Below are 14,252 nucleotides of genomic sequence, written 5' to 3'. Positions count from 1 at the left end.
TGCTGCCCCGTCGAATTATCGAGAGATAGCAGTATGGCTCGAAGTCAAATTATTCAAATTCTACGTCGTGCTTACCAAACAATTGGTATTGCAACAAAGCAAAAAATTTCCATTGGTGAGGCTGAGGGGTTATTAACATCCCAGTCCCACTTATCCCGTCGAGAGTTTTTATACGGCAGTCTGGTTACGGGGGCAACTCTGGGTTTACGCCCCAAAGAGGTAACACAGGTTATTAGTAATCCCAAAATTTTGGTCGTAGGTGCGGGAGTTGCCGGTCTGACGGTGGCCTATCGGCTACAACAGGCTGGCATAGCGGTTGATCTGGTAGATGCGTCTCAACGGGTGGGGGGACGGTTGCGCAGTCTGCGAGACTGGCCCGGATGCCCCAATCCGGTAGAACTGGGGGGGGAATTTATTGATACCCGGCATACAGCGGTGCACGCATTGGTGCAAGAGCTGGGCTTGCCCCTGGCAGATTTGCGAGAAGCTGATCGCGGGCTGGAGGCAGAAGTTTTCTTTTTCAACGGGCAGCGAGTTTCTCACAAGGCCGTGATTGATGCTTTTATTCCATTAGCTGAAAAGCTCAATCGGGATTTAGCTGCCATTGGCGACGCCACACCCAATTACCGCAATGCCAATCGTGCGACTCAAGCCCTCGATCGCCTTTCGCTGGATGCATACCTGGATACGGTCGATATTGATCCGATGATTCGCGATCTGGTGCGTGTTGCCTACATCACGGAGTATGGCCGTGACAGCGGAGATCAGACCTGCCTGAACATGCTGTTTTTGATTGGAACGGAGTCCGGCCAGTGGAGCACCTACGGCACCAGTGATGAACGCTGGCATGTTATTGGAGGAAATGAGCAAATTCCTAAAACCCTGGCTCAACGGTTGCGATCGCCCATTCAATCAGAAACGGTCTTAGAATCAATCCGCGAAACCGATACTGGCACCTATCAGGTCAGCCTGCGGCAGGGAGCGACCAGCCGAGAACGCACCTATGAAGGGGTTGTTCTGGCAGTACCTTTTACGGTGTTGCGGCAGGTGGAATTAGCAGTAAAGTTACCCCCAGCTAAACGGGCAGCGATCGCTCAACTGGGGTACGGCACCAGTACCAAGCTCGTCGTTCCCTTGCGAGAGCGAATCTGGCGTAATCGCTATGGTTCTACCATTAGTGTTTACACTGATCAGGCTTTTCAAAATACCTGGGAGAGTGCCCGTTACACGCCCGGCAGCAGTGGCTGGATCACCAACTTACGGGGTGGTGCAGAAGGCATTCGGCTGGGAGAAGGAACTCCTGAAGCACAGGGCGATCGCCTGATCAGGAGTCTGAGTCCCCTCTTCCCAGGTATTGATCAAGTACAGAGAGGGCAAGCCCTACGAGCTTACTGGGCGGCAGAGCCCTATGCTCTGGGGTCCTACTCTTGCTACCGACCGGGTCAGTGGACTCAGTTTGGTGGAGCCGAAGCGGAACCTGTGGGTAACTTATGGTTTGCTGGAGAGCACTGCTCCCTCAGCTCTCAAGGGTATATCAATGGCGCGGTTGAATCTGCAGAAGTGGCTGCACAACAGGTGCTCAAAACTTTGAGAGGACAGTCGGTATAGTGCGGTCGCTAAGCCATACACAGCCTCCAGGTGAGGCAATCTGACGTGTCTATTGTTGCGTGTGCAAAACGCACGCAACAATAGGGGTTTTTCGAGTGCCACACAATGCGTTGTACTCAAAAGCGAAACTTCGCGTCTATGCTCCTTCCTGTGTCGAGGTAAAAGCCTGCCCTGTATTGAGGCAAAAGCTTGCTGGGTAGGAATTTAGGGCGATCGCAAAAAAGTAAAGATATTCTTAAAATCGACTAAATAAGCGCCATAATTCGGTTAAGTTACACGGTGCTAAGTGTAAATACTCAGCCTAAAGAGGCTTGGTTTAACTCTGACGAGTCGATCAGTCTTAAACCAGCCCATGTGAAACCAATGGCATCGCATGAACGTAGAAGATCTTTTACAACAGTACGCTGAAGGACGGCGTGACTTTTCTGGAATTAACTTGACTCAGGCGAACCTGTTTGAAGCCAATCTTCAAGACATCAACCTTCAGGGCAGCAACCTGAATGGGGCCTATCTGCCCTATGCCAACCTGAGCCGGGCAAATCTTGAAGATGCACAATTGCAAGGGGCCGACTTAAGCCATGCCCGATTGCAGTCCACCAATCTAAATCGAGCTAAGCTGCATCAGACAAATCTCTCTCGTGCTATCTGCTCGTATTCCACCTTCCAGGGCGCTAATCTATCAGATGCGAATTGCCAAACTACTGATTTTCGGTACGCTGACCTATCACAGGCAAACCTCACCCAGGCCAATCTGGTTAATGCTAATTTAGAACACACGAACCTGACCCAGGCCAATCTCCAACAAGCCAATTTGTTTCGATCCCAGGGGGGGAGTTTCAAGGAGAGTGTCTCTGACACCCGAACAATTTTCCCCGATGGGCATCGAAATGGGGATGGCTAACGCTTCTCTTTAAGAATTCAGCAACTCCCATTATGAGCTTCAAAGGCGAGAGTTCGCACCTTTGAAGCTTGAAGATAGACCGCCTTCGGCGGTCTATCTTCAAGCTTCAATTTAAAGTGGAAATTGCTGTTAAAAATCTGTTCTGGATGTGTAGTTGTTTATTGTATGTGTAGTTGTTTGTTGTGGAAAAGGAACTCGCATTCTTTCCACAGCAAACAACCACACGTTTGAAACACAATTTCTTTAAGCAAGTATGTTTTGAGGGTACAAAAACCTAGATTCTATGGCTCTAAAGTATCGCTCAATCAGCAATCTCCCAGTTTTTCAGGTGAGAGATTTGCTTTTTAATGAGAAAGCCCCTCGTTTCTCCATGGTTTATGCTAGTAGAAAAGTGTGTTACATCCCTTTATAAGCTGGGTTATCGCTTTTACGGGCTCACCCGTTAGGGAAGAAAAAACTAGAGATCAAGCCTCTAGTTCTTTTTTACCTCTGAAAGATCTAAGGTGCTAGGAAAAATTGGATGCGATCGCATCTCTGGTACTTAAGTGCTTGACACATCACGAATCAGCAGAGCCTGTTCATCTACAAAACCTTCATTCGGGTGAGAATATTGCCTGTGCAGTCCCCTTTCGATGCCGCTGTTGATGCTTTATCTCAGCACGAATGTCTGACACGAATCAAAAAACTGTTGATTTATACCTGTCAGAGTGTCTGGGAAAGCGACCCCTATCGGCTCGACTACTTTGACTTGCGCAGCCTCGTGTATCAGCTTCTACAATTGGCCCCATCGCGGGAACAGTTACGCAGCCGCCTCGATACCTTTGTTCGCACCTTAAGCAAGGTAGATGAATATACTCACGTTGCTGATATTATTTACAGCCAGTTAGAGCCGCTCTGCGTTCATCAACCCAGCGGCCCGCTCAAAGGAGATTCTCGTTGGCAAAGTAAGGCCGACCGTCAGCGTTATCGCACTGTGGCTCGACAATTACTTCAGGATCCAGAACAGGTTCGCATCAAAAAGATCCTGTACTGTGCGCAAACTCGCACCTGGGAAAATGACCCAGGCGTTCTCAGCCAAATCGACCTGGAAGCATTACTTCAAGACTTGCATAGCCTGCTTCAAACCCCGGAAGCTTTGGCGTTAAACCTGAATGCTATTGTGCAGACTCTCAATCGTCAGGAGCAATATATCCCCATTGCTCAACGCACCCAGCGCATCCTGGCCCCTCTCTTTGCAGAAGAAGCACCTGAGCAGACAAGGGTTATGCCTGCCGCTAGTCCTCAAACTGTAGCTCCAGCGCCTTCTAAAGCTCAGCGATCGCCCGCTCCCCCGCCGCCACCACCACCACCCAGAGCCACGGCTATATCTCCCCCGGCCCCTAGCTTTAAGCCTGCGGTTAAAGTATTGGATACAGCTAATTTGATGGATGTACGCTTGCAGGTCATGAAATACAGTAATCCCCTGCGGGCTAAGGTACTCCTTTTCTCTACCCTATATCGCCCGCTTGGACCGGAGCCCCGCTCCTGGGAAGTGCTCCATTCTCATGAGCTAGATACTTTGCTTTTAGAAGCCTTCCGAGCTTTTAGAGACGACAGTGAACTGCGTCTAAAGCTTCAGCAAACAGCCGAAGCTCTGGCGGAATCAGAGCACTACATTCAGGCAGCAGGGGCTATTCTACGGGCTTTAAAGCCTTACTATGCTCCAAAAACCTCCTCCGCAACTTCACCCGAAGAACCTGTGAGTGCTGGAGGGCCAAATACCAGCATTTCTAAACAACAGGAATGGACGGTTCCCCATCTTCCACCTCATCCCAAAAATTCTCCATAAGGCTGAATAAAGTGCAGCACACAAGACTGCCCCTCATTCATGCGAGGAACGCCATTGGAATCAATACACGCTACTCCCTCTTAATGAAGGGATCAACCATGAATGCTCGAGAGTTGCTACAACGTTATGCGGCCAAACAAACCAACTTTGCAGAGGCCAAGCTGAACGGCATTGACCTATCAGGGGCAGATTTAATTGGAATTGATCTGAGTCAGGCTTACTTACAAAATGCAACGCTGACCCTGGCTTACTTGAACCGAGCAAACCTATCAAAGGCGCATTTGAACCGGGCCCGGTTAAGCGGCATCAACCTGAGTCAGGCGAATCTTATACGAGCGAGCCTGCGCGATGCAGATTTACATGGAGCGATCTTGCAGGGAGCAGATTTGAGAGGAGCGGATCTGAGCCTGGCCAGTTTACTGGATGCCAATCTGCTGGATGCAGATCTGCGGAATGCTGAGTTGGGTGGAGCGAATTTGACGGGAGCCTGTCTGCGAGGAGCAAACCTGCGAGAAGAAAACCGCAAGTATATTGCAAATCTGCGGGGAGCCATTCTACGCAAAGCAGATCTGCAGGGAGCCAATTTGACGGGAGCCGACCTGGCTCGTGTTGACCTGCGAGGTGCGGATCTGAGTGAGGCAATGCTACGAGGAGCCGACTTGAGCGGAGCAGATTTGAGCGAGGCAAACCTCCGTGGAGCATTTCTAACGGAGGCAAACTTGGTGCAAGCCAATCTGCGAGAGGCAAACCTGACTAATGCTAAATTGGAGCGGGTAGAAGCTTTAGAGGCTGATTTGGAAGGTACCACGCTCAAAGGAGCCATTCTTCCGGATGCTAAACTGACCCATGCTAATCTGCAAGGGGCCAACTTACAGGATGCCCAGCTGAGCCGTGCCGACCTGAGCCGCGCTAATCTCAAGCAAGCAAATCTCCAGGGAGCATTTCTCACCGATGCCTATCTGGCCCGTACAGATCTCAGTGACGCAGATCTGACGAATGCCAACCTTGTTCGAGCTGAAATGAGCAGTACCAATTTGCTCGGAGCCATCCTTGCAGGAGCTACGATGCCTGATGGTTCAGATGGAGACTAGGACTCGACAGCTTAAGTTCGCCGATGGTTAGGGATAGGTTGATTTCTGCCGCTTAGTACTATAGCGCTGTGCATGTTGATTAAGTACGGTGGTGTGGGGCACTTCGTGCCCCACACCACCGTTGTTGTACTTAACGCACTTGCACATTGCTATAGTAGCCGCTTAGTACTAGTAGAGAGGCCCAGGCAGTGCCTGGGCCTCTCTACTAGATTCTTAATGATTGAGCGCCTAGCGCTCAGTCATTGGTTGACGTTACACCAGGGCAGGTTGGCGGTTGCTCAGGTGAGGATAAAGCGGGAAGCGATCGCACAACTTTCCAATCCGCACACGGCAGTCTTCCGCTACAGATTCGTCACTGGGGTTGAGCAGGCGATCGGCAATGATGTTGGCGATTTCGACGAATTCTGCCTCGGCCATGCCGCGAGTCGTCATCGCTGGGGAGCCCAGACGAATACCGCTGGTAACAAAGGGCGATTCGGGATCAAAAGGCACCGTGTTCTTGTTAGCCGTGATGCGGGTCGTTCCCAACAGTTGGTCGGCCACCTTGCCCGTCATACCGATCGAGCGCAGATCTACCAGCATCAGGTGATTATCAGTACCATCGGATACCAACTTAAAACCACGGGCTTGCAGTTGTGCCGCCATGGCCTGAGCATTCTTGATCACTTGACCGCAGTATTGCTTGAAGGATGGCTGCAGGGCTTCACCAAAGGCAACCGCTTTCCCAGCGATGACATGCTCCAGTGGGCCACCCTGGGTACCGGGGAAAACGGCTTTGTCAAATTTCTTACCCAGCTCAACATCCCGGGTCATGATCAGGCCACCGCGAGGACCCCGTAAGGTTTTGTGGGTGGTAGTGGTAACCACATCACATAGGGGTACGGGATTGGGGTGGTGCCCACTCGCTACCAGACCCGCAATGTGAGCGATGTCAGCCATCAGATAGGCTCCTACTTCGTCGGCGATCGCCCGGAACTTCTCGAATTCAATAATTCGAGGATAAGCAGAGTAGCCGCAGATGATGAGCTTGGGCCGATGTTGCAGAGCCAAGTCACGAATTTGGTCAAAGTCAAGGCGCTCGGTTTCCCGATTCACGCCATACTGCACGACCTTAAACCATTTACCAGACACATTCACAGGCGAACCATGGGTCAGGTGACCACCATGGGACAGATCCATGCCAAGAATGGTATCGCCCGGCTCTAGCAAAGACAGGAAAACGGCAAAGTTAGCCTGGGCTCCGGAGTGGGGTTGTACGTTGGCATGAGCTGCACCAAACAGCTCTTTGACGCGATCGATCGCCAACTGCTCAACTTTATCAACGAACTCACAGCCACCGTAGTAGCGCTTTCCGGGTAGACCTTCCGCATATTTGTTGGTCAACACGGAACCTTGGGCAGCCATCACGGCCGCCGAGGTAAAGTTTTCACTGGCAATCAATTCCAAATGGTCTTGCTGCCGTTGCAGCTCATCCTGAACGAGGGCCGCGACTGTCGGGTCGGTTGCCGCTAGAAAATCCCAATTGGTTTGAGTCACAAATACGCTCCCAGGAGTTCTCACATCAACGTGGCATAGATTGCCCTATGCTAGGGGCCAGGGTGCGACGGTATGCTCTCCGGTAAAGCCCCGCTTAGCCGATTGCCCTGGATCTAACATCATACTGCGGTTGCGGTTTCTCGCGAAGATGGGATCTTGAGGAGCTGGCTTTCTATCAAAAGGTAGAGAATTGCGGATTGTAGATGACGTTAAGCTTCCGCCATCTTCCGGGCGCGACCATAGAAGGCTGATATAGAATTTAAGGATAGGAGAAATCCAGCACGGTACACCGGAAAGCGACTGTACGTCGGAGGTGACGGATGCTTATTGTATTAATGGATCAACAAATTCTTTCCCCGGAGCAGATTTGTCCGGGATGTCTGATGGCAGACCAGAGCGGGCAACCTCGCTGGAACCATGGGAAGCTACGCTGTGGACGCGCCCTAAAACGCACCGCAGAGACAGTGCCAGAACAGTACGAGTGCCAAATGGGCTTCCGGATTGCCAATATTGAATGATTGAAACCCATTACAGAGTAGGAGCGGTGCTTAGTGCCGCTCCTACTCTGTAATGGGGTCTTTAGAATAGCTGTGAGTATAGCTACCCTCTTCTCTTAAGGATCCGCATTCTTGTTGTGTGGGCTGCCTTGCACCCCACACAACAAGAATGCATAAATATAGTGGGCTTGTATAAGTCCTATTGGTAATTAATTAAATTAATTAACCTGAGTTCGGGTTAAGGGCGTTTTCGAGTGCCGCGCGTTGCGCGGCACTCGAAAACGCTCATTTTGGCGTGCGCTTTGCGCACGCCAAAATGAGCACTTCAGCTTATCCCGAACTGAGGTTAATTAGGTGATTTCTGAAAAAGAACTTCCCATTTTTGGGAGAAAGTACGCGGCTTCGCCGCGCACTTTCTCCCAAAAATGGGGCTACTCTTTTGCGGTAATCTCCTTAGATGGCTGTGGATGGATAGAGGACGGGTTGAAAGAGTTTGCGGTAATCTAGAGCAAAAGCCGCTTAGTTTCCCTCTGATTAGGAGTTTTGCTCATGACCTGGCGTGGCTCCATAACGGCGAGCGATCGCATCTTTGCTTGCCTACCTTACCTGCTGCCGCTCATCTCGTGCCTTGGTTTCGCCGCCCCTCTGGTGTCGCAGTTTCCAGTGGTGGGGCTATTGTTCCTCCCAATCCTGCCCATTGCGGCCATTTATCAGGGAGTTCCCTTCCTCAGTCTGGCGATTTTCTTCGCATTATTTTTGCTGGTCGTACGCAATGAGAGCATTGCTCGCTTCATCCGATTCAACACGATGCAGGCGATCCTATTTGATATCGTGCTGGCCCTGTGCAGTATTGTGATCAGCTACGTACTGCGGCCCATCCTGCCCGGTGGATTGCTGATGGATACCCTGTACAACGTGATTTTCCTGGGCACTTTAGCGGCCGTTGGTTACTCGCTGGTTCAAACAGCTATGGGTAAGTACGCCGAAATTCCTACCATCTCAGATGCGGTAAATACACAGATTCCTTAATCTAGCCCCATTTACAAAGCGCGTTGGAGATACTGTCTCCAACGCGCTTTGTTTTGCACCTGTTTCTATTCCAACCCCAGTTCTCGCTTTAGCAGACTGATGGACTTTTCACCGATGTAATTCTCGCAAGTCACCAAGCGAGGAGCCCGAATCAGATCATCCCGTACCTTCTGAATCGTGTCCCGTACCGCCTTTTCACTGTACTGATCGAAACAGACAATGGTTTGGGAACTGCGAACTAAAGCTGTCAGCTTGTAGGCATCTTCGGTCTGGGCCGTCATCACCAGCAACTCTTCACCCCGCAAGCTGTGAATAATGACTTCCACAGCTCGCAGAATTCCTGTACTGAGACTCACGACACCGATGTTGGTGTTGCGAGGAACGTCCTTGAGTAGGTCCAGTTCTTTGCGGTAGTCATAGATATCAATAGGGATCACACGAACGGATTTGGGGGAAGCGATCGCCTCCGCTTCCCCAATGAAGTAGCGGCTCGTGACCACCGTTCCCCCACGGGCCTGATCCAGCACTTCCCCCAATTCCTCAAGGGGTACCAGTTGGACAGGAATCTGGAGCGCTTGCTGAAGCTCACGCACCATCAACTCACCGGCCCCAATATCCTGACTGGGAGCCGTAACCAGCACGCGGGCACTGCACCGCAACCGCCAGTCAATCTCTGCCAGAAACAATTCTCGGGCCTGGCTCAGGGAACACCCCTGGTTCAACAGCTCATCCAGGCTCTTTTGCACCAGTTTGTAGGCTTTGGGGTGCTTCTCCATGATGGGCGATCGGCTGGCCCCACCGCCTCCTTCATCGCCCTGAGCTCGTACGTAAATGCCGGCTCCAGCTCGGGCATCGACAACCCCATCATCTTCTAGCTGCCGATAAACCTTGCTGATAGTGTTGCGGTGCAGCCCGGTTTGCATGGCCAGTTGGCGGGTGCTGGGCAGGCGGTGTCCGGGGGGAAATTGGCGAGAGGCGATCGCAAAGCGAATTTGATTATAAAGTTGGGCCGAAGCGGGAATGTCGCTCTCTGGCTGGATATGGAACTCAACCATGGTGTTTAAGGAAGTGCAGAAATGGGCAAGCGGCTGGGGGGCAAGCTGGAAGAGATCCTGATTAGGGACTACATTCGAAATCGCAGGGTTTCCTGGATTTAATCCTAAAAACGAAGGGATCAGGCGGTTGCGCCATCCAGTTTACCTCCATAATCTCGTTGACAGCTTCATAATTAACGTGGCGAGTTGCAAAAAGCACAATGGTTGTAACCCAGGATATTCATACTGAGCGCATTACCGTCCCCAATGGTGATTTGCAAATCGAGGCATACCTGGCCCAGCCCGCGGCAGAAGGGGTGTTTCCGGCAATCGTTGTGATTCAGGAAATCTTTGGGGTGAATGCCCATATTCGGGATGTCACCGAACGTTTTGCTCGATTGGGGTACGTGGCGATCGCCCCCGCTATCTACCAGCGCCAGGCTCCCGGCTTTGAAGCAGGCTATACCGAACAGTCTATTAAGCTTGGTCGCCAATATAAAGAGCAAACTCAGGTTTCTGAGCTGCTGAGCGACATTTCAGCGACCCTGGCCTACTTGAAAACACGGCCTAATGTGAAAGCGGGGGCGATCGGCTGCATTGGTTTTTGCTTCGGTGGCCACGTTGCTTACTTAGCCGCAACCCTACCCGACATTAAAGCAACAGCCTCCTTCTACGGAGCAGGCATTCCGACCTGGAGCCCTGGCGGTGGCGCACCCACACTCAGCTACACCGCTGACATTCAGGGCGTGATTTATGCCTTCTTTGGCATGGATGATCCCAGCATTCCCCCCGAACATGTAGACGACATTGAAGGAGTCTTGCAAAACCACCACATTTCCCATCGAGTATTCCGTTACCCAGGAGCCCAACATGGCTTTTTCTGCGACCAGCGTGGCAACTATAACGCCGAGGCAGCCGCAGATGCCTGGGAAAAAGTTCAGCATCTATTTAGCCAAACTCTGCATTCATAGTTAACGTCAGTTCGGGATAAGCCGAGCCGCCCATTATTGCGTGCGCGACGCGCACACAATAATGAGCTTTTTCGAGTGCCGCGCTTCGCGCGGCACTCGAAAAAGCCCTTAACTGGAGCTGAGGTTAGTTAACCTCGGGTGCATTCCACTTTTGTGAGGCGAGCAAAGCCCGCCTCACAAAAGTGGGTTCCTAAATCCGCAAAAGTGGGATGCACCCGTTAACCTTTATTTGGCATAAGCCTAAGTGCCCCTTGTTACCTGCGACAAAGAGAGGATGGGTGCCCCGCGCCCATCCTCTCTGCCAAAGAGGTCTGGAGCTTTGGAAATCCATTTGAATGTGTTAATCCATTCTCTTGGATGGGGAATGTTACAGGTAAGCGCGGCGAACTAGGCGGAAAAGCCCCTATTCGACAGAAATAAAAAATTGGGGCATCCTGACTGTAAGTTATACCTATCCGCCGTTGTTACTGAGGCGGTTGTTGTGATGTCGTTTTTTCGGTCGTCTTGCAGCGATTGAACGAAGCCATGCGCCCAATACTGAATCAACTTCCTGTTTTAATAGCCGTTTTGACCCTGAGTTTAGGGGGCTGCTCGCCATCCAAATCCAACGAAACTGCTACTCCCGTCCCAGTCTCACCCAGCTTAACCGCTTCGTCACCTGCAACCTCAGCTACACCAGCAGCACCGAATGTTGCTCAACTGGTAGCCGAAGCAAAAGAAAACGCGACCCAGGCTGCAACCCTATCTCAGTCAGCCCAATCGCGAGATGACTGGGCTTTGGTGAGTAGCCGTTGGCAACGGGCGATCGCCCTCCTCAGCCGTATCCCTGAGGGCGCCCCCGAAGCAGCCAAAGCCCAGCAAGATCTGGCCACCTATCGGCGCAACTTGGCCGAGGCACAGCAACAGGCCAGCCAACCGCTCAATCGGCAACCCGTCCGTCTAGCTCGCCCTGAGGCAGACGCCTCGCCCGCTGACGGCAGTAGCCCATCACCTGACGCCAGCCCTTCCGGGGATGGGACAGCCTCCCCAGAAGCCAGTCCGTCTCCGGGTGAAAGCCCATCACCAGGAACCAGCCCGTCACCAGGCGAAAGCCCGTCACCAGGAACCAGCCCGTCACCAGGCGAAAGCCCGTCGCCCCAGGCCAATTTGTCTCAGCGGGCGGATGTGACGGCGGAGGTGGCACTCGCCAATCATTTGCAGCAGACAGGCGCACGGATGTATGCCGCCTACTGGTGTGGTTATTGCCAACGTCAGCAGGCAATGTTTGGCTCCGAAGCCGTGCAGCAATTGGAGATTGTAGAATGCGACCCCCGCGGGACTAATCCTCAAGTAGATCGCTGTCGCACAGCCAACGTGGGTAGCTTTCCCACCTGGCAAATTAATGGACGACTCTATCCTGGCCTGCAATCTATGACCCGCCTGGCAGATTTGTCAGGATATAGCGGCCCTCGCACATTTAGGAACTAGCCATGACACCGAGAACAACCGCATCCACATCAAAGCGTTCCGTTAAACACTGGCTTGGGTTAGGAGCGTTGGGGTTACTCGGTTTGGGGCTGGTGGTCTGGGCTAGCCAGATTCGCCTGATTGAATTTCTACGACCATTGCAATCCCTGGTGTTTTGGCTAGAAGAACTGTACCGTCCCTGGCTGGAACAGACGGCTGCTCAGAACCCACTGCTACTGTTGCCAATGGCGTTTCTGGGAGGGCTGATAGCCAGCCTTTCTCCCTGCATTCTTTCCTTGCTACCGGTGAACCTGGGCTACATTGGTACCCGAGAAATTACGTCTCGGCGGGATGCCTTGCTCAAAGCAGGTCTGTTTGTACTGGGGGTCAGTACGACCCTCAGTATTATTGGGCTGTTTTCGTCGGTGGCAGCGGCGATCGCCCTCCAATACCGTGGCTATATCAATGTTTTGGTAGGACTGCTGATTGTAACCATGGGGTTAGGGCTGTTTGGGATTGTGCCTCTACCCATGCCATCCTTTGGGAAACACTTGCCCCTTGCCAATCCCTACATCTTTGGCCTGTCGTTTGCCCTGGTTTTATCTCCCTGTGCCAGCCCCATTGTGTTCGCGGTCATTGCCGCGGCAGGAGCAACAGGCTCACAGGTGATCAGTGTGCTGACGATGGTGAGCTATGCCATTGGCTACAGCATGATTATTTTTCTAGCCAGCCTCTTTACTGGGTTGGCAAAACAAACCCGAGGATGGCTGGTCCATTCCAGCAAATTCTTGCGAATTGGTGCCGTCATGCTGGTGCTCCTGGGAACCTATTACATTGCGACGGGGGTAAATTGGCTCACATTGATGAAGAATTAGAAAAAAATCTGTATCGCAAGATACCTTTGTGCCATAATTCAACCAAAGAAGAGTTTACGGAACTTCTCTCCAGTCTATTGATGTTCTGTTACAGAACATTTCCGACAACCCTTCTCTCCCTTGACTTCCACAGAGAGGCATACCTATGGGCACTCCGTCGAATTCCAATCCCAGACTGAATACAAGTCAGGCATTAGATCAGGCAGTCCGAAATTACCGCAAACACGACCTGCGAGGGCCAGAGTTATTCCGTCAGTGGAAAGCAATTCGAGATGCCTCTCTCGCCTTAGAAATGGGCCCTGGTGAGGGCGATCGCGTTGCTGGCGATGACAGCTACTAAACGATGACTGAAACAAAGAGCGCGGTGCTTAGCACCGCGCTCTTTGTTATTGTGGACGACCCAATTAGGCATCCGGTGGCGTATCAACCGTTGGTTCTGTAGTTTCCGCATCTTCTTTCGTCGACGGCTCCGAAGAGTAGAGCGTATCTACCGCTAAGGCCAGCTCATCTTCAGATATTTCGAGTGGAGATTCTGTCCCTTCAGGTTGAACTGTGCCTTCTTCAGGTTGATCCGACAGAAGAGTGGATGACTCTGAGATAGAAGACTCCGCTACTTCAGTTTGATGTGGGACTTCAGCAGATGTAACAACGGATGTATCTGGGGAGGGAGATTCTCCGTCCGTTGCAGCAAGCGTTGAAGACGGAGTGGGGACGACCACAGACTCGGGCATGGGAAGAATGCGCTTGAGGCGAATTCCAAGCAGGGTGAAGTCTTTACCGATGCGCTCGGTAGGGTAAGGTTCTTGACGGTTAACCTTGGCATCATTCGCCACCATAACCCCCAGAACACTGACCGGAACCTGGGTGAAAAGATTGGCGAAGAAGAAGGCGATCGCCGCTAACCCCAATCCAAACCAGCGCTGCCCATCAAAGGGAGCCACCGAGGCCACCAAGGGGGCCCGCAGGTAAAGCTGCCACAGGACAACCAGTAACCCTACCGCAACTGGAATAGCCAGCAGTTGGTTAAACGAGCCTTTAAACAGCCGCAGTAGTCGACGTTGCCCCTCTGTCATATGAATGGGCGCTACGGATAAAAACAGCAAGCTGAAGATACAGAAGGGCTTTTGCCATTGCATCCACAAAATGGGCACAATACCGACTCCAGCCACCAGCAAAACCTCTAGCCAGACGGGCAGAACTGGATCGCCCACTGCCAGCCCCAACAGACAAATTTCCAGCCATAGGGGCACGGTAGCAAGGCCCGCCAAGTGCAGCCAGAGATAAGGATCAGACCAGAAAGCACGCATAATCGTGAACCGTGAACCGCCAGATTGCTCGAACGTCAGGGGGAAGAGACGCGAAGCTGCCGCTCTCCTACCTTAATGTCGAATCGATCCATTGCAATCCTAATTCAGAGTGGGGGCATTACTTAAAAA

Annotated in this window: 13 protein-coding genes; 10 read left to right on the top strand and 3 right to left on the bottom strand. The window is 52.0% G+C overall.

Features of this window, described 5'->3' with window-relative positions; translation table 11 throughout:
- The first annotated feature begins 33 nt into the window (after positions 1-33).
- The 4 genes from NDI52_RS00480 to NDI52_RS00465 all read left to right on the top strand — a co-directional run bounded on the left by NDI52_RS00480 (position 34) and on the right by NDI52_RS00465 (position 5,428).
- Positions 34-1,608 (top strand): NAD(P)/FAD-dependent oxidoreductase, encoded by a 1,575-nt coding sequence (locus NDI52_RS00480; protein WP_190772570.1) that lies wholly within the window; start codon positions 34-36, stop codon positions 1,606-1,608.
- A gap of 373 nt (positions 1,609-1,981) precedes the next feature.
- The gene (locus tag NDI52_RS00475; RefSeq protein WP_190772569.1) at positions 1,982-2,509 is read left to right on the top strand and encodes a pentapeptide repeat-containing protein; all 528 of its coding nucleotides are present in this window, start codon (positions 1,982-1,984) and stop codon (positions 2,507-2,509) included.
- A 616-nt stretch (positions 2,510-3,125) separates the two neighbouring features.
- Positions 3,126-4,337 (top strand): hypothetical protein, encoded by a 1,212-nt coding sequence (locus tag NDI52_RS00470; RefSeq protein WP_190772568.1) that lies wholly within the window; start codon positions 3,126-3,128, stop codon positions 4,335-4,337.
- A 98-nt stretch (positions 4,338-4,435) separates the two neighbouring features.
- A complete protein-coding gene (locus NDI52_RS00465; RefSeq protein ID WP_190772567.1) occupies positions 4,436-5,428 on the top strand; it encodes a pentapeptide repeat-containing protein in 993 nt (330 codons plus the stop codon).
- Between the two features lie 252 nt (positions 5,429-5,680).
- Here the strand turns inward: NDI52_RS00465 and glyA are convergent, their stop codons facing one another.
- Positions 5,681-6,964: a serine hydroxymethyltransferase gene (gene glyA, locus NDI52_RS00460; protein WP_190772566.1), complete on the bottom strand. Its 1,284-nt coding sequence runs from the start codon at positions 6,962-6,964 to the stop codon at positions 5,681-5,683.
- 320 nt (positions 6,965-7,284) lie between these two features.
- On the opposite strand from glyA, the gene NDI52_RS00455 reads away from it, so the two are divergent.
- Positions 7,285-7,482, top strand: a complete 198-nt coding sequence (locus NDI52_RS00455) for a hypothetical protein (protein WP_190772565.1) — start codon at positions 7,285-7,287, stop codon at positions 7,480-7,482.
- Positions 7,483-8,010: 528 nt separating this feature from the next.
- Positions 8,011-8,490: a Tic20 family protein gene (locus NDI52_RS00450; protein WP_190772564.1), complete on the top strand. Its 480-nt coding sequence runs from the start codon at positions 8,011-8,013 to the stop codon at positions 8,488-8,490.
- Between the two features lie 65 nt (positions 8,491-8,555).
- Here NDI52_RS00450 and NDI52_RS00445 read toward each other — a convergent pair whose 3' ends face one another.
- Positions 8,556-9,545, bottom strand: coding sequence for a GntR family transcriptional regulator (locus NDI52_RS00445; RefSeq protein ID WP_190772563.1), 990 nt, complete (start codon positions 9,543-9,545; stop codon positions 8,556-8,558).
- Between the two features lie 200 nt (positions 9,546-9,745).
- Between NDI52_RS00445 and NDI52_RS00440 the strand changes: the two genes are divergently transcribed.
- The 4 genes from NDI52_RS00440 (at position 9,746) to NDI52_RS00425 (ending at position 13,156) form a co-directional block, all read left to right on the top strand.
- A complete protein-coding gene (locus NDI52_RS00440) occupies positions 9,746-10,495 on the top strand; it encodes a dienelactone hydrolase family protein (protein WP_190789457.1) in 750 nt (249 codons plus the stop codon).
- A 504-nt stretch (positions 10,496-10,999) separates the two neighbouring features.
- Positions 11,000-11,962 (top strand): hypothetical protein, encoded by a 963-nt coding sequence (locus tag NDI52_RS00435; RefSeq protein WP_206758181.1) that lies wholly within the window; start codon positions 11,000-11,002, stop codon positions 11,960-11,962.
- Positions 11,963-11,964: 2 nt separating this feature from the next.
- A complete protein-coding gene (locus NDI52_RS00430) occupies positions 11,965-12,816 on the top strand; it encodes a cytochrome c biogenesis protein CcdA (RefSeq protein ID WP_190772560.1) in 852 nt (283 codons plus the stop codon).
- A 145-nt stretch (positions 12,817-12,961) separates the two neighbouring features.
- On the top strand, positions 12,962-13,156 hold the full coding sequence (locus tag NDI52_RS00425; protein ID WP_190772559.1) for a hypothetical protein: 195 nt from the start codon (positions 12,962-12,964) through the stop codon (positions 13,154-13,156).
- Positions 13,157-13,220: 64 nt separating this feature from the next.
- Here NDI52_RS00425 and NDI52_RS00420 read toward each other — a convergent pair whose 3' ends face one another.
- Positions 13,221-14,123 (bottom strand): low-complexity tail membrane protein, encoded by a 903-nt coding sequence (locus tag NDI52_RS00420; RefSeq protein ID WP_190772558.1) that lies wholly within the window; start codon positions 14,121-14,123, stop codon positions 13,221-13,223.
- Positions 14,124-14,252: the final 129 nt, after the last annotated feature.

It is taken from the genome of Leptolyngbya sp. PL-A3 (assembly GCF_039962325.1).
In the GTDB taxonomy this organism is placed as follows: Bacteria; Cyanobacteriota; Cyanobacteriia; order Elainellales; family Elainellaceae; genus Vacuolonema.
This window is presented reverse-complemented; position numbering and strand designations above follow the sequence as displayed.

Bases quoted from the DNA above. Each gene is read 5' to 3' on its own strand.
- NDI52_RS00480 (WP_190772570.1), top strand. From the start codon at position 34: ATGGCTCGAAGTCAAATTATTCAAATTCTACGTCGTGCTTACCAAACA.
- NDI52_RS00475 (WP_190772569.1), top strand. From the start codon at position 1,982: ATGAACGTAGAAGATCTTTTACAACAGTACGCTGAAGGACGGCGTGAC.
- NDI52_RS00465 (WP_190772567.1), top strand. From the start codon at position 4,436: ATGAATGCTCGAGAGTTGCTACAACGTTATGCGGCCAAACAAACCAAC.
- NDI52_RS00455 (WP_190772565.1), top strand. From the start codon at position 7,285: ATGCTTATTGTATTAATGGATCAACAAATTCTTTCCCCGGAGCAGATT.
- NDI52_RS00450 (WP_190772564.1), top strand. From the start codon at position 8,011: ATGACCTGGCGTGGCTCCATAACGGCGAGCGATCGCATCTTTGCTTGC.
- NDI52_RS00445 (WP_190772563.1), bottom strand. From the start codon at position 9,545: ATGGTTGAGTTCCATATCCAGCCAGAGAGCGACATTCCCGCTTCGGCC.
- NDI52_RS00440 (WP_190789457.1), top strand. From the start codon at position 9,746: ATGGTTGTAACCCAGGATATTCATACTGAGCGCATTACCGTCCCCAAT.
- NDI52_RS00430 (WP_190772560.1), top strand. From the start codon at position 11,965: ATGACACCGAGAACAACCGCATCCACATCAAAGCGTTCCGTTAAACAC.
- NDI52_RS00425 (WP_190772559.1), top strand. From the start codon at position 12,962: ATGGGCACTCCGTCGAATTCCAATCCCAGACTGAATACAAGTCAGGCA.
- NDI52_RS00420 (WP_190772558.1), bottom strand. From the start codon at position 14,123: ATGCGTGCTTTCTGGTCTGATCCTTATCTCTGGCTGCACTTGGCGGGC.